Source organism: Rathayibacter sp. AY1B4, assembly GCF_002932815.1.
Taxonomy (GTDB): Bacteria; Actinomycetota; Actinomycetes; order Actinomycetales; family Microbacteriaceae; genus Rathayibacter.
The window spans coordinates 127,531-152,952 of sequence record NZ_PSWN01000001.1; the positions used below are offsets into that span (position 1 = coordinate 127,531).

Sequence of the window (25,422 nt, forward strand, 5' to 3'; positions counted from 1 at the left end):
CGGCGGTCCGCCCTACGCTGAAGGGGCATCGGCGAGGGGAGCGGCATGGACGCCACGGCAGCAGGACACGGCGGGGAGCGCCCGCGGCTCGGGCACTTCCGCGCCGCCGACAGGGTCATCGCGCATCTGAGCGACACGCACCTGCTGGCCGACGGCGCTCCGCTCTACGGGAAGGTCGACACGGCCGCCCGCCTCGCGCAGGCGGTCGGCCGGCTGGCCGAGCGCGGCGGACGCCTGGACGCGATCGTCGTCACCGGGGACGTCGCGGACCGTGGCGAGGAGGACGCCTACCTGCTCGTGCGCGAGCAGCTCGACCCGGTCGGCGAGCGGTTCGGCTGCCCGATCGTCTGGGTGATGGGCAACCACGACGAGCGCGGAGCCTTCCGGCGGGTGCTCCTCGAGCAGGACCCGGCGGGCGCGGGACCCGTGGATCAGGTCGTCGACCTCGGCGGGCTCCGGCTCATCGCGCTCGACAGCGCGGTGCCCGGCTTCCACCACGGCGACCTCACCGACGCCCAGCTGGCCTGGCTGAAGGACGAGCTCGCCGCACCGGCCCCGCTGGGGACGATCCTCGCCCTGCACCACCCTCCGCTGCCCACGCCGCTCGGCGCGATGACCGTGCTCGAGCTGCGGGGGATCGACCGCCTCGAGGAGGTGGTGCGCGGAACCGACGTCCGCGCGATCCTCGGCGGCCACTTGCACTACCCCACGGCTGCGACCTTCGCGGGCGTGCCCGTGCTCGTCGCCGGCGCCACCAGCTACACGATGGACCTCGGAGCGCCCGAGCGGGAGCTCGCCGGCGTCGACGGAGCGCAGAGCCTCTCGCTCGTCCACGTCCACCCGGAGACGGTGGCCGCCTCGTTCGTGCCGACGGCGCCGGCCCCGATCGCGACGCGGTTCGGCACCGACCTGATCGAACGGCTCGAGGGGCTCGACGAGCAGGGGCGCATCGACCTCTGGTCGCGGATGCCGGACGGATCATGACCGGCGAGACGCTCGCCGACTCGGTCGAGCACTTCCTCCGTTACGTCCTCGACGAGCGGTCCCTCTCGCCCGCCACCGCGAAGGGCTACCGCTCCGACCTCGCGCGCCTGATCGCCCACACGGAGGAGAAGGGGCGGCTCCTCACCGCCGAGCTCGACCTCGAGCTGCTGCGCGACTGGCTCTGGCGCGAGTCGGAGTCGGGCATCGCTCGCGCGACCCTCGCCCGGCGCACCGCAGCCGTCCGCTCCTTCTCCTCCTGGGCGCAGCGGACCGAGCGGCTTCCCCTCGACGTCGCCGCGCGCCTCAAGACGCCCAAGTCGGGACGGACACTGCCGCGGGTCCTGACGCTCCCGCAGGCGGAACAGGTGCTCGACACGGTCGCGGCGCGAGGCGCGACCGAGGACCCGGTGGCGCTGCGGGACCTCGCGATCGTCGAGCTGCTCTACGCCTCCGGCATCCGCGTCTCCGAGCTGGTCGCCGTCGACCTGGGCGACGTCGATCTCGGCAGGCTCACCGTGCTCGTCACCGGCAAGGGCGCGAAGCAGCGGGTCGTGCCGTTCGGCGTGCCCGCGAAGGAGGCGCTCGTCGCCTACCTCGACCGCGCCCGTCCCGCTCTCGCCACCGGTGACGGCGGCCGCGCGCTCCTGCTCGGCCGACGGGGGGCGAGGCTCACCCCGCGCACGGTCTACGGCGTCGTGGCGAGGCTCCTCGACGGCGGGCAGGGCTCCGGACCGTCCGGTCCGCACACGCTCCGCCACACCGCGGCGACCCATCTGCTCGACGGCGGAGCCGACCTCCGCGCCGTTCAGGAGCTGCTCGGCCACGCGAGCCTGGGCACCACGCAGATCTACACCCACGTCTCGACCGAGCGGATCCGCGACGCCTACCGCCTCGCCCACCCCCGCGCCTGACCGGACGCGCGAGTCGCTGGACGCACCCTTCCGCGCCACTCGCTCAACACCCCGCGCCCCCTCGTCCATCGGCAGAAGCACCGCCCGGGGGATTCCGCCGAAGAACCGCATCGGCGAGACGTAGTCGCCACCCTCGCGGACGCCGAGGTGCACGCACCTCTCGTCGCAGTGGCCGCCCGCACCCACTGCTCCGACGGGCTGGCCCGCGGTGAGGACCTGCCCCGCCGTCACCGATCCGTCGACCGGCTCGACCGTCGAGACCAGACCGTCCGCGTGCACGATGCTCACCACGGACCGGTCGACCACCCTGCCCGAGAACGACACGGTGCCCGCCGCGACGGCGACCACGGGCTGCCCGGCCGCTGCCGCGAGGTCGATCCCGCGGTGCCCGGGGGCGTAGCGGTGGGCCGGCGCGCCCCACGGCTCCACGACGGAGAACCCCGGGACGGGTGAATTCCACCGCGGGTCGGACCGGCCGGGGGACGAGGTGCCGGAGGGCGAGGCGCCGAGAGGCGCCCCGACGAGCAGAGCGGCGAGGGCGAACACGCCCGGGCGCAGGAGTCGGGATCGGAGCATGCGGCCACCCTCCTGGAGCCGGTCCGGGACCGGTGGTCGGCCGAGCGGATCAGGGGAGGAGAGCGCGACGGGCCCGGCTGTGGAGGGAGGACATCGGCCGGGGGAGAGCGCAACCCGTCCCGGCGGTGCCGCGGCGAGGAGTAACGTGCCGGTGATCCGGCTCGGGAGCGGCACCCCGCCCCCACCGGCGGCGAGAATCGGAGACGACCATGACCAGCGGACGATCTGACACGACCAGCGGGAGAGCGGACATCCCGAACCCCTCGGCGGCGAAGCTGAAGAGGAAGGTGATCGGCCTCGCGATCGCGGCGGCGGTCGGCGGCTTCCTCTTCGGCTTCGACTCGTCGGTGGTGAACGGTGCCGTGGAGGCGGTGCAGGGCGAGTTCCAGCTCTCGGCCGCCCTGATCGGCTTCGCCGTCGCCTCCGCGCTGCTCGGCTGCGCACTCGGCGCGTACCTCGCGGGCCGCCTGGCCGACCGCTGGGGCCGCATCAAGGTCATGCTGCTCGGCGCCGGGCTCTTCTTCATCTCCTCCATCGGCGCCGGCGCGGCGTTCGCGGTCTGGGACCTCGTGCTCTGGCGCGTGGTCGGAGGCCTCGGCATCGGCATCGCCTCCGTGATCGCTCCGACCTACATCTCGGAGATCGCGCCCAAGGCCATCCGCGGCGCCCTCGCGTCGCTGCAGCAGCTGGCGATCACGCTCGGCATCTTCGCCGCCCTGCTCTCGGACACCCTCATCGCGAACGGCGCGGACGGCGCCTCCGAGCCCTTCTGGTTCGGCGTCGCCGCCTGGCGCTGGATGTTCATCGCCTGCGCCGTGCCGGCCGTCATCTACGGCCTCCTGGCCCTGACCCTGCCGGAGTCGCCCCGCTACCTCGCGACCCGCGGCCGCTCCGAGGACGCCCGCGCGGTGCTCGCGACGGTCACGCCGCGCGACGAGGTCGACGAGGCGCTCGCGGACATCCAGAAGAAGATCGACGAGGACTCCGAGAACGCGAAGCGCTCCAGCCTCCGCGGTCCCGCCCTCGGCCTGCTCCCCGTGGTCTGGGTCGGCATCCTGCTGTCGGTGTTCCAGCAGTTCGTGGGCATCAACGTGATCTTCTACTACTCCACCTCGCTCTGGAGCGCGGTCGGATTCGACGAGTCCAACTCCTTCGCGATCTCGGTCTTCACCTCGGTCGTGAACGTCGTCGTCACCTTCGTGGCGATCTTCCTGGTCGACAAGGTCGGCCGGAAGCCGCTGCTGCTGGTCGGCTCGGCCGGCATGGCCGTCTCGCTCGCGCTGATGGCCATCGCCTTCAGCCAGTCGACGATCAGCGGAGAGGACGTCTCGCTGCCCGGCGCGTGGGGGCCGATCGCCCTCGTCTCGGCGAACGCGTTCGTCGTCTTCTTCGGTGCGACCTGGGGCCCGCTGGTGTGGGTCCTCCTCGGCGAGATCTTCCCGAACCGGATCCGGGCGGCCGCGCTCGGCCTGGCGGCCTCGGCCCAGTGGATCGCGAACTTCGCCATCACGGTGACCTTCCCGATCCTCTCGCAGGACGTGTCGCTCACCCTGGCCTACGGCCTCTACGCCGCCTTCGCGGCGATCTCGTTCGTCTTCGTCTTCATGTTCGTGCCCGAGACCAAGGGCCGCTCTCTGGAGGAGATGGACACCCTGCACATCCGCACCGTGATGAAGTCGGCGCGCAAGTAGCACCGGCCTCCCGCGCCCCGACGGCCGCCCTCCCGCAGCAGCGGGGGAGGCGGCCGTCCTGGTGCTAGACTCCACGGAGCACCTCGCTCGTCGGGGTGACTACGCGCGCCCATTCGGCCTCCGCTCCCCACGGTCCCTCTCCGCTCATGCGGCCGGGGCGGGAGTGCGCCGGGCGCCAGGGCGACGTGCCGACCGGCCGTCGCAGACAACCGAACGGGAGTTCGGCGCCGTCGTGCGCCCGGGCCCCGAGACAAGGAGAACGACTCATGGCAGTCGTCACCATGCGCCAGCTGCTCGACAGCGGCGTCCACTTCGGGCACCAGACCCGTCGCTGGAACCCGAAGATGAAGCGCTTCATCCTGACCGAGCGCTCGGGCAGCTACATCATCGACCTCCAGCAGTCGCTGGCCTACATCGACAAGACCTACGACTTCGTCAAGGAGACGGTCGCCCACGGCGGCACCATCCTTTTCGTCGGCACCAAGAAGCAGGCGCAGAACGCGATCTCGGAGCAGGCGACCCGCGTCGGCCAGCCCTACGTGAACCAGCGCTGGCTCGGCGGCCTCCTGACCAACTTCCAGACGGTCTCGAAGCGCCTCGCCCGCATGAAGGAGCTGGAGGAGCTCGACTTCGACGACACGTCGAAGAGCGGCTTCACCAAGAAGGAGCTCCTCATCAAGAAGCGCGAGCTCGACAAGCTGCACAAGTCGCTCGGCGGCATCCGCAACCTCTCGAAGACGCCGTCGGCCCTCTGGGTCGTCGACACCAAGAAGGAGCACCTCGCGATCGACGAGGCCAAGAAGCTGGGCATCCCGGTCATCGGCATCCTCGACACGAACTGCGACCCGGACGAGGTCCAGTACCCGATCCCGGGCAACGACGACGCGATCCGCTCGGTGAGCCTGCTCACCCGCATCGTCGCCGACGCCGCGGCCGAGGGCCTCATCCAGCGCCACCAGAAGCCCGAGGCCGAGGGCAACGTCTCCGCCGTCGAGCCGCTGGCCGAGTGGGAGCAGGAGCTGCTCTCCACCGGTGCGCCCGCCGCCGACGTGCAGGAGCCGAACGAGCAGGCCGGCGCGGAGACCGAGAAGGTCGCCGACGCCGAGGCCGAGACCGCCGACGAGGCCGTCGTCGAGGCCGAGACCCCCGCCGCGGAGGAGGCCCCCGAGGCCGCCGCGACTTCGACCGACGAGACCGCCACCGCCTGACACCCCGTTCCGTGACGGGGGTCGGACGCCGCACCCGCGGTCGTCCGGCCCCCGCTCGGTCGGTGCACGTTCACCACGAGTAAGAACCGCCGTCACCTCGGCGTGCTGGGCTCCTCCCGTGAGCCCGCCGCCGCGAGTGACGGCGCCACAGGGTTTCCGAACCAAGAGGAGTTCCGAGAACATGGCAAATTTCAGCCTCGCTGACGTCAAGACGCTGCGCGAGCAGCTCGGTACCGGCATGGTCGACACGAAGAACGCGCTCGTCGAGGCCGACGGCGACCTGGACAAGGCGGTCGAGATCCTCCGCCTCAAGGGCGCCAAGGGCAACGCGAAGCGCGCCGACCGCTCCACGAGCGAGGGCCTCGTCGCCGCCGCCGAGAAGGACGGGGTCGCCACGATGATCGAGCTCGCCTGCGAGACCGACTTCGTCGCCAAGGGCACGAAGTTCATCGCCCTCGCCGACGCCGTGCTCGCCGCGGTCGTCGCCGCCGGCTCCACCACGGTCGAGGAGGCCCTCGCGGCCCCCGCCGACGGCAAGACCGTCGCCGACCTCATCAACGACGAGGCCGCGATCCTCGGCGAGAAGGTGGAGCTGCGCCGCGTGGCCTCCGTCTCGGGCGAGCACTTCGCGATCTACCTCCACAAGACGAACAAGGACCTGCCCCCGCAGGTCGGCGTGGTCGTCGGCTACGCGGGTGAGGACGCCGAGACCGCGCGCTCCGTCGCCCAGCACATCTCGTTCGCGAACCCGTCCTACCTCTCGCGCGAGGACGTGCCGCAGTCCGAGGTCGACAACGAGCGCCGCATTGTCGAGGAGATCTCGCGCGGCGAGGGCAAGCCCGAGGCCGCCCTGCCGAAGATCATCGAGGGACGCGTGAACGCGTACTTCAAGCAGGTCGCCCTGCTCGACCAGGACTACGCGAAGGACAACAAGCTGTCCGTCAGCAAGGTCCTGAGCGACGCGGGCCTGACCGTGTCGGGCTTCGCCCGTTTCAAGGTCGGCGCCTAACAGCACTGCAGGAGGGAGTCCGGGTCGTTCAGTCGACCCGGGCTCCCTTCGCTCTGCCCGGGGCGGTCCCGGGCGTGGTCGCGGGGCCCGCTCCGCGCGGGATAGGTTTGTACGGGTCTACGGGAGGAAACGTCCATGACGGAGACGGATGCGATGACGACGGGCAAGCGCCGCAGGGTGCTTCTGAAGCTGTCGGGGGAGGCGTTCGGAGCCGGCACGCTCGGCGTGAACCCGGACGTGATCAGCGCCCTGGCGCGCGAGATCGCCGATGCCGCGACCGAGGTGGAGATCTCGGTGGTCGTCGGCGGCGGCAACTTCTTCCGCGGAGCCGAGCTCTCGCAGCGCGGCATGGACCGCGGCCGGGCCGACTACATGGGCATGCTGGGCACGGTGATGAACGCCCTCGCCCTCCAGGACTTCCTCGAGCAGGCGGGCGCCGAGACGCGCGTGCAGTCCGCGATCGCGATGACGCAGGTCGCGGAGCCCTACATCCCCCGCCGGGCGATCCGGCACATGGAGAAGGGCCGCGTCGTCATCTTCGGCGCCGGCGCCGGACTCCCGTACTTCTCGACCGACACGGTCGCCGCGCAGCGCGCGCTCGAGACGCACGCCGACGTGGTCCTCGTCGCCAAGAACGGCGTGGACGGCGTGTACGACGCCGACCCGCGGACGAACCCCGACGCGAAGAAGCTCGACGCGCTGACCTACCAGGAGGCGCTCCAGCGGGGCCTCAAGGTGGTCGACTCCACCGCGTTCAGCCTCTGCATGGACAACGGCATGCCGATGCAGGTCTTCGGCATGGAGCCCTCGGGCAACGTCGCGAAGGCCATCCGCGGCGCCGAGCTCGGCACGCTCGTCTCGAACTAGACTGACCACTTCCCTCTCTTAAGGAGCTCCCTGTGATCTCGGATGTACTGGCCGACGCGAAGACCAAGATGGGCAAGGCCGTCGAGGTCGCCAAGGAGGACTTCTCCACGGTCCGCACCGGACGCGCGAACCCCGGCATGTTCCAGAAGGTGCTGGTGAGCTACTACGGCACCCCGACGCCGCTGTCGCAGCTCGCCTCGATGCAGAACCAGGAGGCCCGCACGCTCGTCCTGACGCCCTACGACAAGGGCTCGCTGCGCGACATCGAGCAGGCCATCCGGGACATGCCGAACCTCGGCGCGAACCCGACCAACGACGGCACGATCATCCGCGTGACTCTGCCGGAGCTCACCGCCGAGCGCCGCAAGGAGTTCGTCAAGATCGTCCGCACCAAGGCCGAGGACGCCAAGATCGCGGTGCGCAACATCCGCCGCAAGGGCAAGGACGACCTCGACGCGCTGAAGGGCGACATCGGCGACGACGAGCTCGCCCGCGGCGAGAAGGAGCTCGAGGCGCTCACGAAGCAGCACGTCGACGCGATCGACGAGGCGCTCAAGCGCAAGGAATCCGAACTGCTCGAGGTGTAGCGGTGCCCGAGATCCCCGAAGGACCCGAGGGCGGCGAGAAGAGACCGTCTCCGCACGTCCCGGGTGCCCGGGGATCCCGGATGGTCACCCGCGACGCGCTGCGTGCGCGCGCCCAGCAGGGCCGGGCCGACGTCGAGCGCCAGCTCGAGGCGACCCGCGCCCAGCTCGAGGCGACGAACGACCGTCTCACCGCGCGCTCGGGCCGGAACCTCGTGTCGGCGACCGCGATCGGACTCCTCGGCGGCGGCGCGATGGTCGTCAGCCTCCTCCTGGTCAAGGAGCTCTTCATGGTGCTCGCGGGGGTGGTGGTGCTGCTCGCGGCGCTGGAGCTCTCGAACGCCCTGCGCCACGCCGGTCGCGATATCCCGCGCATCCCGACCGGGATCGTGGCGGTCGTCGCCGTGCCGGCCGCCTACTACGGCGGCCTCGGCGCCGCGTGGGCCACGGTCCTCGGCGGATCCGTCCTCGTCGGCCTCTGGCGGCTGGGGGAGCAGCTCTTCCGGCGCACCGCCTCCAGTCGGAGGGACCTCGCCCTCGACATCGGCCTCGGCGCGTTCGTCCAGGGCTACACGACCTTCCTCGGTGCCTTCGCGATCCGTCTCGTCGCCGAGCCCGGCGGCCAGCTCTGGGCGTTCGCGTTCCTGGTGCTCGTGATCGTCGTCGACACCGGCGCCTACGTGAGCGGACTCACCTGGGGCAAGCACCCGATGGCACCGCGGATCAGCCCGAAGAAGACCTGGGAGGGGTTCGCCGGTGCGGCCGTCGCGGGGATCGTCGTCGGCGTCCTGCTCGCCCTGCTGATGCTCGGCCAGCCCTGGTGGGTCGGCGCGGTGTTCGGGGCCGTGGTGCTCCTCACCGCGACGCTCGGCGACCTCGCCGAGTCGCTGATCAAGCGCGACATCGGCATCAAGGACATGAGCTCCTGGCTGCCCGGCCACGGGGGAGTCCTCGACCGGCTGGACTCGATCCTGCCGTCGGCCGCAGCGGCCTACGTGCTGTACTTCCTCTTCGCCCACTGAGCGCACGCCTCACCGGGGCGTGCCGATTCCGCTCCCGGCGCGCGGCTTGGCATGATGTCGGGATGACCGCTCCCTTCCCCCGAGCCCGCGAGTCCCGTCCCGGCTACGACACGGCCGAGGTCGACTCCTTCCTCGCGTCGGCGCGCGAGGCCTACTCGCAGCTCTCCGGGGGACCGGCGGACCTCCGCGCCGCCGACCTGCGCCACACCGCGTTCACCCTGCGCAAGGGCGGCTACTCCGCGCCCCACGTCGATGCGGCGCTCGAGCGCCTCGAGGACGCCTTCGCCCTGCGGGAGCGCCAGTACGCGATCGCGGCCCGGGGCGAGGAGGCGTGGCTCGCGGACGCGCGGTCGACCGCCCAGGAGATCGTGAACCGGCTGGCCCGCGCTCCCCGCGAGCGGTTCACCCGGGCCGGTGCTCTCACGACGGGCTACAACATCCGCCAGGTCGACGCCTTCGCCGACCGGATCTCCGGGTACTTCCGCGACGGATCGGTGCTGACCGTGGACGACGTGCGGACCGTCTCCTTCGCCCCGCAGCGCGGCGGGTACGCCGAGGCGCAGGTCGACCTGCTGCTCGACACGGTCGTCGATGTGATGCTGGCGGTCCGCTGACCGGAGCCGGATCTGCTGGCCGATCAGGTCATCGTCCGTTATGCTTTCGTAATCGTGGCTCAGCATCCTCAGACCTCCGTCGCCCACACGCCCGCGAACCGCACCAGCGGTCGCCCGGCGGTCCCGCACCAGACCCCGGTGCGGCGCTCCTGGGCTCGGATCCCGGTGACGGTGCTGGCCTTCACGGCCTCGATCGCGTTCGCCATGGTGAACGTCGTCGATCCGTCCAGCGGCGCGGTCGCCTCCCCCTACTACCAGGCCCCGGCGCGCTTCAACGGCGACTCCGCGCAGCGGCTCGTCGTCGCGGACGCCGTCGAGCGGACCGTCCAGCGCGACTCGTTCGGCGCCGAGGCGAAGCCGACGCCCACTCCGACCCCGACGCCCACTCCGACCGAGACTCAGACCGCTTCCGCGACCGCCGACGAGGAGGAGTCGGGCTCCGCCGAGGCGGAGACCGCCGCTCCCGTCCAGCGCGCCGCCGCTCCGGATCCCGGATCCGCGAAGGCCATCGCGTACGACATGATCGTGCAGCGCGGCTGGGCCGACAGCGAGTACGACTGCCTCGTCCTCCTCTGGAACCGCGAGTCCGGCTGGAACGTCTACGCCGAGAACAAGTCCAGCGGTGCCTACGGCATCCCGCAGGCACTCCCCGGCAGCAAGATGGCGACGGCCGGCTCCGACTGGGCGACCAACGCGAGCACCCAGATCACCTGGGGCCTCGGCTACATCTCCGGGCGCTACGGCTCGCCCTGCGGCGCCTGGGCCCACTCCGAGTCGGTCGGCTGGTACTGATCGTTCTCCTCCGCTCGGCACCGCGTCCGGCGGGCTGAGGCTCTCGCTACCCTGGTGCCGTGGATTACGCGCTGCTCGGGGTCGTCGGGATCATCACGGTCGTCACCGTCGCGCGGTTCTCGAGCCGCCTTGGAATCGCCGCACCGCTGCTCCTGGTCGTCATCGGGATCGGCGCGTCCTACCTCCCCGGGGTCCCGGACATCGAGGTCGAGCCTGAGCTGATCCTCGCGGGCGTGCTGCCGCCGCTGCTGTACTCGGCCGCGATCCAGGTGCCCCTCACCGACTTCCGGCGGAACCTGCGCTCGATCTTCGGGCTCTCGGTCCTCCTGGTCGTCGTGACCGCCCTCGTGGTCGGCGGCTTCCTCTACCTCGTGTTCCCCGATCTGAGCCTGCCCGCGGCGATCGCTCTGGGCGCCGTCGTGAGCCCGACCGACGCGGTGGCCGCGACCTCGATCGGCAAGAAGCTCGGACTCCCGCCCCGCCTGGTGACGGTGCTCGAGGGCGAGAGCCTCGTGAACGACGCGTCGGCGCTGGTGCTGCTGCGCGCCGCGACGGCTGCGGCGGCCGTGGTCGGCGCCTCCGTCACGACCGACGCGATCGACGTGGGCGAGGTGGGGGTCCTCTTCGTCTACTCCGTCCTGATGGCGATCGTCCTCGGACTGGTGATGGGCGTGCTCACCGTCTTCGTGCGCTCGAAGCTGCGGGACCCGGTGCTCGACACCGCCGTGTCCTTCGCCGTGCCGTTCCTGGCCTACATCCCGGCCGAGGAGCTGGGCGCGTCCGGGGTGCTCGCCGTCGTGGTCACCGGGATCTACACGGGGCACAACAGCGCGCGCTTCCTCTCGCCGCAGTCGCGGATCAGCGAGCGGGTGAACTGGCGGACGGCGCAGTTCCTGCTCGAGAACGGCGTCTTCCTGCTCATGGGCGCCGAGATCAAGGCGATCGTCTCCGGGGTCGTGAACCCGGGCGAGTTCGGAGTGGGCACCGCGGTGCTGCTGGGTCTGGCCACCGTGGTCATCCTGATCGTGCTGCGGGCCCTCTTCGTGTGGCCGCTGCTCCTGTGGCTGCGCAGCTCCGGTCGGCGGGCGGAGCGGATCAACCGGCGGCTGGCGGTGGGCCTCATGCGACTGCGCAACAGCGCCACCAGCGACGAGCGCTTCCGGCGGCGGCAGGTGAGAGCGGAGCGGCTCTACCTCCGGCGCGAGACCGATCTGGCCGCGACCACGAGCGAGGCGTTCGGATGGCGCGGAGGAGTCGTCCTGTCCTGGTCCGGGATGCGCGGCGTGGTCACGCTCGCCGCGGCCCAGTCGCTGCCGGACGAGACTCCCTACCGCTCCCAGCTGATCCTCATCGCCTTCACTGTCGCCGTCGTGACGCTGCTCCTGCAGGGTGCGACGCTCCCCGCGCTGATCCGGCTCACCGGCATCCAGGGCACCGACGGCGAGGCCGACCGCCGCGAGCTCGCGACGCTGCTCGACGAGGTCGCGGCCACGGGCATCCAGGCCCTGCCCGAGGCGGTGGCGGAGCTGCCCGACGGCGAGGCGGGCGAGCGCGTTCTCGAGCGCGTGCGCCGCGACACTCTGACCCGCTCGCAGGTGGCGTGGGAGCAGGTCGGCCGCGCGGAGGACGCGCCGCTCGGCCCGCACGCGCAGTACCTGCGGCTGCGCCGAGCGGTCCTGCTCGCCGAGCGGGAGGCACTGCTGGACGCCCGGGGGCGCGGGGTCTACTCCTCGCGGACGCTGCGGCGGGCGCAGCTGATGCTCGACGCCGAGGAGACCCGGCTCGAGATGGACGACAGCTCCCACTGACGGGAGGGGCACGGCGGCGGCCTCCTAGACTGGGGGGATGCCGCGCAGCAACAGACCCCGGGGCGGCCGCCGTGACGACGACGACGAGCAGCGCGACCTCTCGCAGATGCTCGCCGGCTTCCGGCGCACCGAGTTTCACGCCGGCCGGGAGTGGAACGTCCAGCCCGTCTCCGCAGCGCGGGCCGTGAAGAACTACCTCTGCCCGGGCTGCGGGCTCACCATCGACATCGGCCAGCCGCACCTGGTCACCTGGCGGGCCGACGGCGCGCTCGGCGACGCGGCCGACCTGGCCGGCCGCCGCCACTGGCACACGCACTGCTGGAGAATCCGAGGAGCACGAGCACGATGACCCACGAGATCCGCGGAGGCGTCGTCCTCCCCGCCCGCCGCGAGGACATCGAGCTGCACACGGCCGACGGGCTGACCCTTGTCGGGGAGCTCGCGCTGCCCCTGGAGCGCGAGCCGGTCGCGACCCTGGTCACCCTGCATCCGCTGCCCACCCACGGCGGCTTCATGGACTCGCACATCCTGCGGAAGGCCGCCGCCCGCCTGCCCGCGCTCGCCGACCTGGCGGTCCTCCGCTTCAACACCCGCGGCACCACGTCGCCGCGCGGCACGAGCGAGGGCGCGTTCGGACACGGCACCGAGGAGCGCGCCGACGTCGCCGCAGCCCTGGCGCTCGTCGCGGAGCGCGGACTGCCGCACCCCTGGCTGGTCGGCTGGTCCTTCGGCACCGAGCTCGCGCTGAAGTGGGGGAGGGAGCACCCCGTCGAGGGAGCGATCCTGCTCTCGCCGCCGCTGCACCGCACGAGCGCGGAGGAGGTCGCCGCCTGGGGCGAGGACGGCCGCCCGCTCGTGGCGGTCGTCCCGGAGTTCGACGACTACCTGCGGCCGGAGGCGGCCGCCGAGCGCTTCGCGAGCGTGCCGCAGCTGGACCTTGTCGCCGTGGAGGGCGGGAAGCACCTCTGGGTCGGCGAGGCGCAGACCCGGCGCGTCCTCGACGAGATCGTGCGGGTGGTCGCGCCCGCCTCGTCCCCGCTGCCGACGGAGTGGACGGGCGAGCTCGGCTGAGCCCGCCCGTGCGGCGACCGCCTAGCGGCCGGACGAGCCGCCGTCGGAGCCGCTGCCGTCGGAGTCGTCGCCGTCGCTGTCGTCCGCGAGTCCGTCGATGTGCCCGATGAGCCCGCGCAGTCCGGACACGTAGCCGGCGATCGCGTCGCGCTCGGTGCGGATCTCGTCGAGGCGCCGCTCGGCGGTGTCCATCAGCTCGCGGCTGCGGCGCTCCGCGTCCGCGACGAGCTTCTGCGCCTGGTCGCGCGCGTCGTCGAGGAGGGCGTCGGAGTCGTCCTGGGCCTTCCGGCGCAGTCGCGTCGTGTCGTCGAGGGCGTCGCTGCGGAGGGCGTCCGCCTCGAGGCGCTTGTCGTTCGCGCGTCGGATGGCGTCGGCGAGCTGCAGGTTCGACTCGTCGAGGTAGCGCTGGGTCTGCGCGACGGCCTCCTGGTGGCGGAGCAGGTCGTCGCGGTCGGCCTCCTCGCGGCGCGCGGCGAGCTCGACCACCAGGTCGATCCGGGCCTGCTCGACCTCGCGCGAGAGCGCAGCGGCCTCGTCGGCGGACGCGGCACGCAGGCCCGCCAGCTCGGCGTCGAGCACGGCGACGGCCTCGGCGCGCTCCTGGGTGAGCCGGGTGCGCTGGTCGGCGATCTCGCGGGCGCCCTCGGCGCGGACTGCGGCGACCTCGGCGTCGAGCGCGGCGCGGGTCGAGAGCACCTCGGCCTCGACCGCCGCGCGAGCCTGGGCGACCTCGGCCTCGACGGCCGCCCGGAGCCGGTCGACCTCGGAGGCGACCTCGGCCCGCAGGAGCTCGTTGGCCTGGGCGAGGCGAGCGGCCTCGGCGCGGGCGACCTCGATCTCGCGGGCGGCGACGGCGCGCATCTCCGCAGCCTCGCGCTCGGCCTCGGAGCGGATCGCGGCGGCCTCGCGCTTCGCGGTGGCGCGGGTCTCGGCGGCCTCGGTCGCCACGGTGCCGCGGATCGCGGCGGCCTCGCGGACGGCGTCCTGGGTCATCACGTCACGGTCGTCGGCGGCCTTGCCGAGCGTCGCCGCGGCCTGCGCCTCGGACTCGTCGCGGGTCCGGTCCGCACGGCGGCGCGCCTCGGTCACCAGGCGCTCGGCCTCGTCGCGCGCCTCCTGGAGGATGCGGTCGCCGTCGTCGCGGGTGGAGCGGCGGAGGGCGGAGGCGTCGTTCTCGGCCTGGGCGATGATCCGCTCGGACTGCTCCTCGGCCACGCGCAGGGTGTGCTCGAGCTTGGCGCCCAGGCCGGCGTAGGTGGGAGTGCCGACCTGCTGCAGCTCCTTCTCGAGGCCCTCGATCCGGGAGGACAGGCGCTTCACCTCGCGGCCGCTCTCGGCCGCCTGGGTGTTCGAGTGGATGAGCTCGCGGCGCAGGCCCTGGACGGCCTTGTCGACCTCGTCCCGGTCGTAGCCACGGAACACCTGGGTGAATTCGGCCTCGTCGTTCGCCACGTCGTCTCCTTCAGAGCAGGACCGCGGTGGGGCTCGCGGCACTCGGAAAGTGTATTCAGCGCGGAGGCCGCGGCCGGGGCGACACCCGCACCGCGCGCCGCCCGGGCCGCACTCTCGGCTTCTCCCGGGCATCGGAGCGAGGGCATCGGCTATCGTGGACTGTCTTTGTCTGTTGCCGTCGCGCCCCGGTCCGGCTGCGTACCCCGAGCCGGCCCCGGCCGTCACCCCGATCCGGCAACGCAGGAGGAGTACTTTCGTGCGGTTCGTCTTCGCCATCATCGCCACCGTCATCGCTGCCGCGATGATCGTGCTCGGCATCGGTCAGCGGACGGTCTGGGCTCCTCCGGAGTCCCTCACCGCCGAGACCGCGCTCGACTCCTCCGCTCCCTACGCGGTGATCGACGGCAGCACCCTGGGCGCCAACCCGGGACGCCAGACGATCACGGTCGAGGGCAGCGGCGACCTCGTCGTCGCCTACGCCCGGACCTCCGACGTGCTGGGCTGGGTGGGCGGCTCGAGCTACGACGCCATCGGCTACGAGCGCGCCGACGACACCCTCACCTCTGCGGAGGAGACGGGCGAGCGCGTCCAGCTCTCCTCCGACGTCGAGACCGCCGACGCGGCGGTCGTCGATCCGCGCGGCTCCGACCTCTGGCTCGAGGAGTTCGAGGGGAGCGGCAGCGTGACCCTGGCGCTCGACGTGCCGGAGGACGTCTCCATCCTCATCGCGAGCGACGGCACCGCGCCGGCAGCCGACTCCGTGCGCGTCAGCTGGCCCGTGGACACCACGACGCCCCTCGCCGGCCCGCTGCTGCTCGGAGGAGCCGTGTTCCTCCTCCTCGGCCTCGTCCTCTACATCTGGGCCTTCGTCCACCTGCGCCGCCAGCACGGCCCGCGCCGGAAGGGACCGCAGGGCCGGATCCCCCGCGGTGCCCGCCGTCCCCGGCCGCGTGCCGGGATCCAGGCCTCCACGGCGTCGCCGGCGCCCTCGCGCCGCCGGGCCGCCCTGGTGCTGCCCGTCGTCCTCGGGACGACGGTCCTCCTCTCCGGCTGCAGCTCCGACTACTGGCCGGATCTCGCCGCGGGCGCGAGCGAGGCGCCGACCGCGTCCGCCACGGCGACCGCGGGGGCAGAGCCGGTCTCGGCCGAGCCGACCCCCGTGGTCACCACGCAGCAGGCGGAGGCCGTCGTCGCCGAGGTCGCCGATGTCGCGTCGCGCGCCGACGCCGCCCGGGACGCCGGGATCCTGGCCGAGCGCTTCCAGGGCGAGGCGCTCACCGAGCGCACCACCAACTACGACGTCGTCGCCAAGGGCGGGACGATCGACCCCCCGCAGACGATCCCGGCCTCCCCGGTGAGCCTGGTGCTCCCGCAGGACACGGAGTCGTGGCCGCGCCTGGTCACCGCCGTCGTGCAGAACTCGACGGACACCACCCAGGCCCCGATCGCGCTGATGATGAGCCAGGCGAGCCCGCGCGTCGACTACAAGGTCGACTACGCCATCTCGCTCGAGGCCAACGCGCGAATCCCCGACGTTGCGCCCGTCACCGTCGGCACGTCGATCGTGGCGCCCGACTCGCGCCTGATGAAGCTCGCCCCGCAGTCGGTCGGCTCCGCGTACGCGGACGTGCTCGCCAACGGCGACTCGAGCCAGTACGCCGAGCTCTTCGCGGCCGACGGCGACACCCTCCGGGGGCAGGTCGGCGTCGACAAGAAGAACGCCGACCGCGAGGCGCTGCCGGACACCGCCTCGATCGAGTTCTCGAACGCCGCCGGCACGTCGCCGACGATCGCGCTCGCGACGAACGACTCGGGGGCCCTCGTCGCGGCGAGCATCGCCGAGACGTCGACCGTCCGCCCCACTGCCGAGGGCTCGACCGTCTCGACCTCCGGCGCCTCGCAGACCCTGCTGGGCACGGACAAGTCGACGACCGGCATCGAGACCACCTACGGATACCAACTGCTGTTCTACGTACCGCCCGTCGGATCGGAGGAGAAGATCGTGATGCTCGGATGGAGCCAGGGACTCGTCTCGGTGGTGCAGCTGCCGTGAGCACCGTCCCGCCCCTGCCTGGAAACCTCCGCGGCGCCGTCGACCTCTCGTCGCTGGTGAACCGCCGCACCCCGCCCGCCGCCTCCGCCGGCGCCCCGGCCGCGCCCGCCGCTCCCGGAGGCGCGCCCGGCGCGAATCCTCTGCTGCTGACCGCCGGCGACGCCGAGTTCGACCAGGTGGTCCAGCTCTCCTCGCGCGTGCCGGTGATCGTCGACCTGCGCGGCTCCTGGTCGGACCAGAGCCAGAGCATGACCGCGCTGCTCGAGAAGGTCGTCGTCTCGTACGCCGGCGCGTTCGTGCTCGTCGGGGTCGACGTGGAGTCGAGCCCGCAGCTGGCGCAGGCGTTCCAGGTGCAGTCCGTGCCGACGGTCGCCGCGATCATCGGCGGCCGCCCGGTGCCCCTGTTCAGCGGCCTCGTCGCTGAGGAGCAGCTGCGCGACCTGCTCGAGCAGGTCCTCCAGCTCGCCGCTCAGAACGGTGTGACGGGCACGGTGCCGGTGGAGGGAGTCGCTCCTGCCGAGGGCGGCGAGCCCGAGCCCGAGCCGCTGCCGCCGCACCACCAGGAGGCCTACGACGCGATCGACCGGGGCGACTACGCCGCGGCGATCACCGAGTACGAGACCGCCATCGCGCAGAACCCGCGCGACGACCTCGCCGTCGCCGGTCTCGCGCAGGTGCGGCTGCTGGCCCGCCTCCAGGGCCGCACGCTCGACGACATCCGCTCGACCGCCGCAGCCGAGCCGTCGAACCTCGACGCGCAGCTCGCCGTCGCCGACCTGGACGTCTCCGGCGGACACGTCGAGGACGCCTTCGACCGGCTGCTCTCGATGTTCCCGCGCCTCGACGCCGAGGGGAAGGCCGCCGTCCGGGCTCGTCTCCTGGAGCTCTTCGAGATCGTCGGTCAGACCGACCCGCGCGTCAACAAGGCTCGGGCCCGGCTCACCGGCCTGCTCTACTGACGCCGGCCGGAACGCCGAGAGGCCGCCCGCTCGCGACGATCGTCGCGGCGGGCGGCCTCTTCCGTGCGGGGACCGATCAGTCGGCGGGTCGCAGGTAGAGCACGGCCAGCGGGGGCAGGACCAGCTCGGCGGAAGCCGGGCGGTCGGCCCAGGGCTCCTCGCGAGCCTCGACCGCTCCGAAGTTCCCGACTCCGCTGCCGCCGTAGATCTCGGCGTCCGTGTTGACGAGCTCCTCCCAGCGGCCGGCCGTGGGCAGGCTCACGCGGTAGCCGTGCACGGGCGAGCCCGAGAAGTTGGCGATGACGGCGATCGGGCGACCCTCGCTGTCCTTGCGCAGGAACGAGACGACGTTGGCCGCCGCCGCGCCGCCGTCGATCCACTCGAAGCCCGACTGCTCGTGGTCGAGCTCCCAGAGCGACGGCGAGTCGCGGTACACGCGGTTCAGCTGACCGACGAGGCTCCAGAGACCGCGGTGGCTCGGCTGATCGAGGATCCACCAGTCCAGACCCCGCTCCTCGCTCCACTCGGAGTACTGGCCGAACTCCTGGCCCATGAAGAGCAGCTGCTTGCCGGGATGGGCCCACATGAAGGCGAGGTAGGCGCGCACGTTCGCGAGCTGCTGCCAGTGGTCGCCCGGCATCTTCTGGATCAGCGAGCCCTTGCCGTGCACGACCTCGTCGTGGCTGATCGGCAGGACGAACTTCTCGCTGAAGGCGTAGACGAACGAGAAGGTGATCTCGCCCAGGTGGTACTGGCGCCAGAGCGGGTCGTTCGCCATGTAGTCGAGCGAGTCGTGCATCCAGCCCATGTTCCACTTGAGCCCGAACCCGAGGCCGCCAAAGCTGGTGGGCTGGGTGACGCCGGGCCAGCTCGTCGACTCCTCGGCGATCATCATGATGCCGGGGTGCAGCTTGTAGGCCGTGGCGTTGACCTCCTGGAGGAAGCTGATCGCCTCGAGGTGCTCGCGTCCGCCGTACTGGTTCGGCAGCCACTCGCCCTCCTTGCGGGAGTAGTCGAGGTAGAGCATCGAGGCGACGGCGTCCACCCGCAGGGCGTCGACGTGGAACTCCTCGAGCCAGAACAGGGCGTTCGCGACGAGGAAGTTGCGCACCTGGGTGTGCCCGAAGTCGAAGACGTAGGTGCCCCAGTCCATCTGCTCGCCGCGGCGCCAGTCCGGGTGCTCGTAGAGCGGCTCGCCGTCGAAGCGGGCGAGGGCGAAGTCGTCCTTGGGGAAGTGCCCCGGCACCCAGTCGACGATGACGCCGATGCCGGCCTGGTGCAGACGGTCGATCAGGTACTTGAGGTCGTCGGCCGTGCCGAAGCGGCTCGAGGCGGCGTAGTAGCCGGTGACCTGGTAGCCCCAGGAGCCGCCGAACGGGTGCTCGGCGAGCGGCATGAACTCCACGTGCGTGAAGCCGAGCTCGGTGACGTACTCGATCAGCGGGTCCGCGAGGTCGCGGTAGCCCAGTCCCGGACGCCAGGAGCCGAGGTGCATCTCGTAGACGCTGAGCGGCTGCGTGTGCGGATCGACCGAGGCTCGCTTCTCCATCCAGCCGGAGTCGCCCCACTGGTGGTGCGAGACGGGGACCTTCGAGGCGGTCGCAGGCGGCACCTCCGTGGCGCGGGCCATCGGGTCGGCCTTGCGGACCCAGTGGCCGTCGCGCGAGAGCAGGTCGAACTTGTAGGAGGCTCCGGGCTCGACGCCCGGGACGAAGATCTCCCAGACCCCGGTCGTCCCGAGGTTGCGGAGGGAGTGGCCCTCGCCGTTCCAGTCGTTGAAGTCGCCGACGACCCGAGCGGCCTGGGCGTGCGGGGCCCAGACGGCGAAGCTCGTGCCCCAGACCCCCTCGTGCTCGCGGTGACGGGCGCCGAGCGCCTCCCAGAGGCGCTCGTGGCGGCCCTCGCCGATGAGGTAGAGGTCGAAGTCGCCGACCGTCTTCGAGAAGCGGTAGGGGTCCTCCGCGGTCCACTCGCCGCCGCCGCCGTAGCGGGCCTCGACGGTGTACGCCTGCGGACCGAGGACGTGGAAGCCCTGCCAGATCCCGTCGCTGAGGTGGCTGAGCTCGACGCGGGCGCCGGTGGCGAGCACCACGGCGACCTTCTCGGCGAGCGGGCGGCGCACGCGGACGACCGTCACCGGGTCGGAGACGCCGGGGGCCGCGACGAGGTGCTGGCCCAGGACGTCGTGGGGGAGCGCGTTGCTGCCGGTGGCGAGCTGCTGCAGCACCCACTCGGGGATGTCGGGCAGCGCGATCGCAGCGGTGCCGTCGACGGGGCCCGAAGCGGAGGCGGGGTCCGCGGTCGTCTCGGCGGGGCCGGCGGTCGTCTCAAAGCGCGCGGCACTGTCGGCTGCGACGGAATCGGCGGCGTCCGTGTCGTCGGGCAGGTCGCCCTCGGCCCCGCTGCCGACCGGAGCGGACTCCGCGTCGTCGGCGTCGGGCTCGACGGTCACGGCGTCGTCGGCCGCGACCGGCTGAGGCGCCTCCGGGACCGTCTCGACCGCGTAGCTGCGCGCGTTCTCGCCGTCCGCTCCGGGGTGCTGTCGAGCGTCGGGCGCCGCGTCGGCGACGTGCGCGCCGTGGCCGGAGGTGGTCGCCGAGCTGGTGCCTGTCGTCGGGACCGTCTCGGCGTGCGCGCCGAGGCCCGCCTCCTCGGCCGGGCTCGTGCCCTCGGGGGTGGTTCCGCTCATCGCTCGTCCGCCTTCACGCTCAGGATGTGCACGGGCTCGACGAACGAGTCGAGCCGCACGTAGTCGTCGCTGCCCCAGGTCCAGACGGCGCCGGTGATCAGGTCCTCGACCTCGAAGGTCGCGCTCCAGTCGAGCCCGATCGCGGGCAGGTCGAGGTGGACCGTGGTCTCGCGGGCCGAATGCGGGTCGGTGTTGACGACGACGATGATCGTGTCGTCGGTCCCGGTACCCGTGAACGCGGCCTGCAGGTGCTTGGAGTAGACGAGGATCGCGTCGTCGTCGCTGCCGTGCACGTGCAGGTTCCGCAGCTGCCCGAGCGCGGGGTGCGAGCGCCGGATCTCGTTGAGGCGCGTGATGTACGGCGCCAGCGAGCGGCCCGACTCCTCCGCGCCGGTCCAGTCGCGCGTCTTGTACTCGTACTTCTCGTTGTCGATGTTCTCCTCGGCGCCGGGGCGAGCGACGTTCTCGACCAGCTCGTAGCCGGCGTAGACCCCCCACAGCGGCGACGCGGTCGCGGCCAGGGCCGCCCGCACCTTGTACGCCGATCGGCCGCCGTACTGGAGGTACTCGGTGAGGATGTCCGGAGTGTTCACGAAGAGGTTCGGCCGCATGTAGTCGGCCGTCTCGTGGGAGATGCTCGTGAAGAACTCGCCGAGCTCCTCCTTGGTGTTGCGCCAGGTGAAGTACGAGTACGACTGCTGGAAGCCGACCTTGCCGAGCGCGCGCATGATCGCGGGGCGGGTGAACGCCTCCGCGAGGAAGACGACCTCGGGGTGCTCGGCGTTGACCTCGTGGATGATCCACTCCCAGAAGTCGAGCGGCTTCGTGTGGGGATTGTCGACGCGGAAGATCCGTACGCCCAGGTCGATCCAGTGCCGCAGGACCCGCAGCGACTCCTGACGGATGCCCTCGGGGTCGTTGTCGAAGTTGATCGGGTAGATGTCCTGGTACTTCTTCGGCGGGTTCTCGGCGTAGGCGATCGAGCCGTCGGGGAGCGTCGTGAACCACTCGGGGTGGCTGGTGACCCAGGGATGGTCGGGCGAGGCCTGCAGGGCGAAGTCGAGGGCGAGCTCGAGGCCCGCGGCCTCGACCGCGGCGTGGAAGGCGCGGAAGTCGTCCTCGGTGCCGAGGTCCGGGTGGATCGCGTCGTGGCCGCCCTCGGCCGAGCCGATCGCCCACGGCGAGCCGGGGTCGTTCTCGCCGGCGTCGAGCGTGTTGTTCGGGCCCTTGCGGAAGGAGCGGCCGATGGGGTGGATCGGCGGCAGGTAGAGCACGTCGAAGCCCATCGCGGCCACAGCGGGGAGGCGGTCGATCGCGGTGCGGAAGGATCCGCTGGTCACGGTCCCGTCCTCGTGGCGCACGGCGCCCTCGGAGCGGGGGAAGAACTCGTACCAGGCGCCGACGCCGGCGCGGGTGCGCTCGACGTGGACGGTGCGCGGCTCCGAGACGCTGGTGAGGCTCATCACCGGGCGGGCGTCGAGCGCGCCGTGGACGGCGGGATCGGTCGCCGCGGCGAGGCGCTCCTCGGCGCTCAGCGTGGTGTCGCCGACTCGGGCGGCGGTGTCGGAGAGCAGGCTGCGCTCGCCCTCGGGCCGCGAGGAGTCGTCGGCGCCGCTGTGCAGCAGGCCTTCGCCGATGGCGAAGGTGACGTCGATGTCCAGGCCGGCCGGGATCTTGACCTCGGCCGTGTGGAGCCAGGTCGCCCAGTCGTCGGCGTAGGCGCGGATGCGGTAGCTCCAGTCGCCCTCCTCGTCGAGGGCCACGAGGCGCCCGTAGCGGTCGGTGCCGGTCGCGAGGAGCGACATGCGGTGCTCCGACTCGGCCCCGGACGGCGAGCGCAGCAGGAGGTCGACGCCGATGAGGTCGTGCCCCTCGCGGAAGGCCGTGGCAGCGAAGGGGACGACCTCGCCGACGAACGCCTTCGCGGGCCAGCGGTCGTCCTCGAGCCGCGGCTGCGGGTCGATGATCGGCAGGCGCTCGGCCCGGACGCGGTAGCCGCTCCCGGTCGTCGCGGTCGCCGGCGACGCGTGGGGTGCGTCCGCGGTCACCGGGGCGGCCGGAGCACTGTCGGCCGCGGGGGGAGCAGGAGTCGCCTCGGGGGCGGCGGCGGGCGCCGGAGCGGCCGTCTCGGGAGGCGCCGACGCCTCCTGGGGTGCGCGTCCGCGACCCGCTCGCCGTGCGTCCTTGCCGTTCTGAGCCTTGCCGAAAGGTATCTGAGCCACGTCACGACAGTAGCGACCGGCGGCGGCTCGCACACGACGCTTGCGCCCGCGCTCGGGCCTGTGCAAATGGACCAGGGGAGCGCGTGCCGGACCATCGGAGCGGGTCCGCGTCCCGCCGATCCGCGGTGGTCGGGGTCCGCTAGGGTGACCGAGCGCGACCGCCCCGGTGCTCCGCGACCGGGCGCTCCGGGGTCCGCAGAGAGTCGAGGGGTGCCGTGAAGGCGATCCGCCGCTTCATCGTCCGCTCCGTCCTCCCGCCCGAGCTCTCGGCTCTGGGCGATCTGGCGGGCAATCTCCGCTGGGCCTGGCACGAGCCCGCCCGGCGCTTGTTCGAGCGGGTCGATCCGGAGCTGTGGCGGCGCGGGGGAGCGGACCCCACCGCCCTGCTCGGAGCGGTGAGCCCCGAGCGCCTCGCCGAGCTGGCGGGGGACCAGGGCTTCGTCGACGAGGCGTGGCGCCTCCGCGACGAGCTGGAGCGCTACCGCACCGAGCCGCGGTGGTACCAGTCGCTGCCGGAGTCCGCCCCGCGCTCGATCGCCTACTTCTCGCCGGAGTTCGGCATCGCGGCGGCGCTGCCCCAGTACTCCGGCGGACTCGGCATCCTCGCCGGCGACCACCTGAAGGCCTCCTCGGACCTGGGCGTGCCGCTCACCGGCGTGGGCCTCTTCTACCGGTCGGGCTACTTCTCGCAGAAGCTCTCCGCCGACGGCTGGCAGCTCGAGTCCTACCCCTCGCTCGATCCCGACGGGCTGCCGCTGCGCGTCGTCCGTCTCGCCGACGGCTCGCCCGCCCGCATCGTGCTGGCGCTCCCCGAGGGACGCGCGCTCTACGCCCGGGTCTGGCGCGCGGAGGTCGGCCGGGTGACCCTCCTCCTGCTCGACACCGACATCCCCGAGAACGAGGACTCGCTCCGTTCCGTCACCGACCGCCTCTACGGCGGCGGGGGCGAGCACCGCCTGCTGCAGGAGCTGCTGCTGGGCATCGGCGGGGTCCGCGCGCTCGAGCTCTGGGCCGAGGTCTCGGGCGGCGTCCTCCCGGAGGTGTTCCACACGAACGAGGGGCACGCCGGCTTCCAGGGGCTCGAGCGCATCTCCGGCCTGATCGGCGCGGGCCTGGACTTCGACCAGGCTCTCCAGGTGGTGCGGGCGAGCACGGTCTTCACCACGCACACTCCGGTGCCGGCGGGCATCGACCGCTTCGACCGCGGGATGATCGAGGAGTACTTCTCCACGGAGCTGCTCCCGGGCGTGCAGGTCGAGGACGTGCTCGCGCTGGGCGCCGAGCCGGGGGACTCCGGGACGGCGTTCAACATGGCGTACATGGGCCTGCGGCTCGCGCAGCGCTCCAACGGCGTCTCGACGCTGCACGGCGAGGTCAGCCGATCGATGTTCTCGAGCCTCTGGCCCGGCTTCGAGACGGCGGAGGTGCCGATCGGCTCGGTGACGAACGGCGTCCACGCGGCCACCTGGACCGATCCGATCCTCCGGCGGCTCGCGGAGGAGCGGCTCGGCACCGACGACACGACGCGGGCCGACTGGGCCTCGGGTGCGCTCGGCGACACCGAGCTGTGGGCCGCGCGCCGCGCGATGCGGGAGCAGCTGGTGCGGGACGCCCGCCGCCGGGCCGCCCGCTCCTGGCGCGAGCAGAACCCGGGCGGCCTCCCGCCGGCCTGGCTCGACGAGCTGCTGGACCCGGACGTGCTCACCATCGGCTTCGCACGGCGGGTGCCGACCTACAAGCGGCTGACCCTGATGCTCCACGACCCCGAGCGTCTGCGGGCGCTGCTCACCCACCCGCAGCACCCGATCCAGATCGTCATCGCGGGCAAGTCCCACCCGGCCGACGAGGAGGGGAAGCGCCTGATCCAGCGGCTCGTCCGCTTCGCGCAGGAGCCGGACGTGCGCCGCAGGATCGTCTTCCTGCCGGACTACGACATCGCGATGGCGCAGCTGCTCTACCCGGGCACCGACGTCTGGCTCAACAACCCGCTGCGCCCGCTCGAGGCGTGCGGCACCTCCGGGATGAAGGCGGCGCTCAACGGCTCGCTCAACCTCTCGATCCTCGACGGCTGGTGGAACGAGTACTTCGACGGCGAGAACGGCTGGGCGATCCCCTCCTCCGACCGCGCGCTCGACCCGGAGGCCCGCGACACGCTCGAGGCCGAGGCGCTCTACGAGCTGCTCGAGACCGAGGTCGTGCCGCGCTACTACGAGCGCGATCACGACGGCGTGCCCCGGCGGTGGGTGCGCTCGATCCGGCACACCCTCGCGACCCTCTCGCCCGAGCTCTCCGCCGAGCGGATGGTGCGCCAGTACGTCGAGGCGCTCTACTCGCCGGCCGCCGAGGCCGGGCGCGCCGTCGCCGCCGACCACTTCGAGCCGGCCAAGGAGCTGGCGACCTGGAAGCGGCGGGTCCGCGCCGGCTGGCCCGGGGTCGCGGTCGCGTCCGTCGAGTCCGGCGGGATCGACGCGGTGCCCCAGCGCGGGGACCGGCTCGCCGTGCGGGCGGGCGTGCGCCTGGGCGAGCTCTCGCCGGCGGACGTCTCGGTCGAGGTCGTCTACGGGACGACGTCCGCTGACGGCTCGCTCACCGAGGTCCGCCACCACGAGCTCGAGGTGGTCGAGGAGTCGGGTGCCGTGGTGCCGGCCGACGCGGTCGGGCGCGTGCCCTACGCCGGAGTGGTCACCCTCGACCGCAGCGGCTCCTTCGGCTACACCGTCCGCGTCGTGCCGCGGCATCCCCTCCTGGCCCGCTCCGCCGAGCTGGGCCTGGCCGCCGCCGCCGGCTGACCCCGCCCGGTCCCTCTCCGCGAGATGCCGCTCCGGTGCGCCTTCCTCGGCGTCTCGCGGACCGGAGTGGGATCTCGCGGGAGGAGGACGGCGCACGGAGCGAAACGGCGCCCGGAGGAGG

At 72.5% G+C, this 25,422-nt stretch carries 19 protein-coding genes and 1 pseudogene; 16 read left to right on the forward strand and 4 right to left on the reverse strand.

Annotated features, from left to right (window positions below):
* Positions 1-45: 45 nt before the first annotated feature.
* A complete protein-coding gene (locus tag C5D66_RS00655; protein ID WP_104254955.1) occupies positions 46-984 on the forward strand; it encodes a phosphodiesterase in 939 nt (312 codons plus the stop codon).
* Positions 981-1,895, forward strand: coding sequence for a tyrosine recombinase XerC (locus C5D66_RS00660; protein WP_104254954.1), 915 nt, complete (start codon positions 981-983; stop codon positions 1,893-1,895). Before C5D66_RS00655 ends, C5D66_RS00660 begins: the two co-directional genes overlap by 4 nt.
* A gap of 123 nt (positions 1,896-2,018) precedes the next feature.
* On the opposite strand, the pseudogene C5D66_RS17630 reads toward C5D66_RS00660, so the two are convergent.
* A pseudogene (locus C5D66_RS17630) lies at positions 2,019-2,471 on the reverse strand (murein hydrolase activator EnvC family protein); the annotation flags it as partial.
* Between the two features lie 209 nt (positions 2,472-2,680).
* Here C5D66_RS17630 and C5D66_RS00670 point away from each other — a divergent pair.
* The 11 genes from C5D66_RS00670 to C5D66_RS00720 all read left to right on the forward strand — a co-directional run bounded on the left by C5D66_RS00670 (position 2,681) and on the right by C5D66_RS00720 (position 13,137).
* On the forward strand, positions 2,681-4,162 hold the full coding sequence (locus C5D66_RS00670) for a sugar porter family MFS transporter (protein WP_104223897.1): 1,482 nt from the start codon (positions 2,681-2,683) through the stop codon (positions 4,160-4,162).
* Positions 4,163-4,428: 266 nt separating this feature from the next.
* Positions 4,429-5,370, forward strand: coding sequence for a 30S ribosomal protein S2 (gene rpsB, locus C5D66_RS00675; RefSeq protein WP_104254953.1), 942 nt, complete (start codon positions 4,429-4,431; stop codon positions 5,368-5,370).
* A gap of 181 nt (positions 5,371-5,551) precedes the next feature.
* Complete coding sequence (tsf, locus tag C5D66_RS00680) at positions 5,552-6,379, forward strand: translation elongation factor Ts (RefSeq protein WP_104223895.1); 828 nt, start codon at positions 5,552-5,554, stop codon at positions 6,377-6,379.
* 153 nt (positions 6,380-6,532) lie between these two features.
* A complete protein-coding gene (gene pyrH / locus C5D66_RS00685; protein ID WP_374952923.1) occupies positions 6,533-7,246 on the forward strand; it encodes a UMP kinase in 714 nt (237 codons plus the stop codon).
* A gap of 32 nt (positions 7,247-7,278) precedes the next feature.
* Complete coding sequence (gene frr / locus C5D66_RS00690; protein WP_104232499.1) at positions 7,279-7,833, forward strand: ribosome recycling factor; 555 nt, start codon at positions 7,279-7,281, stop codon at positions 7,831-7,833.
* Positions 7,834-7,913: 80 nt separating this feature from the next.
* A complete protein-coding gene (locus tag C5D66_RS00695) occupies positions 7,914-8,852 on the forward strand; it encodes a phosphatidate cytidylyltransferase (protein ID WP_104232500.1) in 939 nt (312 codons plus the stop codon).
* Between the two features lie 62 nt (positions 8,853-8,914).
* Positions 8,915-9,466, forward strand: coding sequence for a DivIVA domain-containing protein (locus C5D66_RS00700; RefSeq protein WP_104226865.1), 552 nt, complete (start codon positions 8,915-8,917; stop codon positions 9,464-9,466).
* 54 nt (positions 9,467-9,520) lie between these two features.
* The gene (locus C5D66_RS00705; RefSeq protein ID WP_258061290.1) at positions 9,521-10,258 is read left to right on the forward strand and encodes a lytic transglycosylase domain-containing protein; all 738 of its coding nucleotides are present in this window, start codon (positions 9,521-9,523) and stop codon (positions 10,256-10,258) included.
* A 59-nt stretch (positions 10,259-10,317) separates the two neighbouring features.
* Complete coding sequence (locus C5D66_RS00710; RefSeq protein ID WP_104254952.1) at positions 10,318-12,066, forward strand: sodium:proton antiporter; 1,749 nt, start codon at positions 10,318-10,320, stop codon at positions 12,064-12,066.
* A 37-nt stretch (positions 12,067-12,103) separates the two neighbouring features.
* Entirely contained in the window at positions 12,104-12,415 is a 312-nt protein-coding gene (locus C5D66_RS00715; protein ID WP_181028758.1) for a hypothetical protein, read from the forward strand.
* Entirely contained in the window at positions 12,412-13,137 is a 726-nt protein-coding gene (locus C5D66_RS00720; protein ID WP_104254951.1) for an alpha/beta hydrolase, read from the forward strand. Before C5D66_RS00715 ends, C5D66_RS00720 begins: the two co-directional genes overlap by 4 nt.
* 21 nt (positions 13,138-13,158) lie before the next feature.
* On the opposite strand, the gene C5D66_RS00725 is transcribed toward C5D66_RS00720, so the two are convergent.
* Entirely contained in the window at positions 13,159-14,589 is a 1,431-nt protein-coding gene (locus C5D66_RS00725; RefSeq protein WP_104254950.1) for a DivIVA domain-containing protein, read from the reverse strand.
* Between the two features lie 256 nt (positions 14,590-14,845).
* On the opposite strand from C5D66_RS00725, the gene C5D66_RS00730 reads away from it, so the two are divergent.
* Both C5D66_RS00730 and C5D66_RS00735 read left to right on the forward strand, forming a co-directional pair.
* Positions 14,846-16,642 (forward strand): hypothetical protein, encoded by a 1,797-nt coding sequence (locus C5D66_RS00730; RefSeq protein WP_104254949.1) that lies wholly within the window; start codon positions 14,846-14,848, stop codon positions 16,640-16,642.
* A complete protein-coding gene (locus tag C5D66_RS00735; RefSeq protein ID WP_104254948.1) occupies positions 16,639-17,601 on the forward strand; it encodes a tetratricopeptide repeat protein in 963 nt (320 codons plus the stop codon). Before C5D66_RS00730 ends, C5D66_RS00735 begins: the two co-directional genes overlap by 4 nt.
* A gap of 76 nt (positions 17,602-17,677) precedes the next feature.
* Here C5D66_RS00735 and glgB read toward each other — a convergent pair whose 3' ends face one another.
* Complete coding sequence (gene glgB, locus C5D66_RS00740; RefSeq protein WP_104254947.1) at positions 17,678-20,290, reverse strand: 1,4-alpha-glucan branching protein GlgB; 2,613 nt, start codon at positions 20,288-20,290, stop codon at positions 17,678-17,680.
* The gene (locus C5D66_RS00745; protein WP_308471151.1) at positions 20,287-22,257 is read right to left on the reverse strand and encodes an alpha-1,4-glucan--maltose-1-phosphate maltosyltransferase; all 1,971 of its coding nucleotides are present in this window, start codon (positions 22,255-22,257) and stop codon (positions 20,287-20,289) included. Before C5D66_RS00745 ends, glgB begins: the two co-directional genes overlap by 4 nt.
* Positions 22,258-22,727: 470 nt before the next feature.
* Here C5D66_RS00745 and glgP point away from each other — a divergent pair, with 470 nt between their 5' ends.
* Positions 22,728-25,301, forward strand: a complete 2,574-nt coding sequence (glgP, locus tag C5D66_RS00750) for an alpha-glucan family phosphorylase (RefSeq protein ID WP_104226856.1) — start codon at positions 22,728-22,730, stop codon at positions 25,299-25,301.
* Positions 25,302-25,422: the final 121 nt, after the last annotated feature.

Coding starts and splice junctions, on each gene's coding strand:
- C5D66_RS00655 (WP_104254955.1), top strand. CDS start 46: ATGGACGCCACGGCAGCAGGACACGGCGGGGAGCGCCCGCGGCTCGGG.
- C5D66_RS00660 (WP_104254954.1), top strand. CDS start 981: ATGACCGGCGAGACGCTCGCCGACTCGGTCGAGCACTTCCTCCGTTAC.
- C5D66_RS00670 (WP_104223897.1), top strand. CDS start 2,681: ATGACCAGCGGACGATCTGACACGACCAGCGGGAGAGCGGACATCCCG.
- rpsB (WP_104254953.1), top strand. CDS start 4,429: ATGGCAGTCGTCACCATGCGCCAGCTGCTCGACAGCGGCGTCCACTTC.
- tsf (WP_104223895.1), top strand. CDS start 5,552: ATGGCAAATTTCAGCCTCGCTGACGTCAAGACGCTGCGCGAGCAGCTC.
- pyrH (WP_374952923.1), top strand. CDS start 6,533: ATGACGACGGGCAAGCGCCGCAGGGTGCTTCTGAAGCTGTCGGGGGAG.
- C5D66_RS00695 (WP_104232500.1), top strand. CDS start 7,914: ATGGTCACCCGCGACGCGCTGCGTGCGCGCGCCCAGCAGGGCCGGGCC.
- C5D66_RS00700 (WP_104226865.1), top strand. CDS start 8,915: ATGACCGCTCCCTTCCCCCGAGCCCGCGAGTCCCGTCCCGGCTACGAC.
- C5D66_RS00715 (WP_181028758.1), top strand. CDS start 12,104: ATGCCGCGCAGCAACAGACCCCGGGGCGGCCGCCGTGACGACGACGAC.
- C5D66_RS00720 (WP_104254951.1), top strand. CDS start 12,412: ATGACCCACGAGATCCGCGGAGGCGTCGTCCTCCCCGCCCGCCGCGAG.
- glgB (WP_104254947.1), bottom strand. CDS start 20,290: ATGAGCGGAACCACCCCCGAGGGCACGAGCCCGGCCGAGGAGGCGGGC.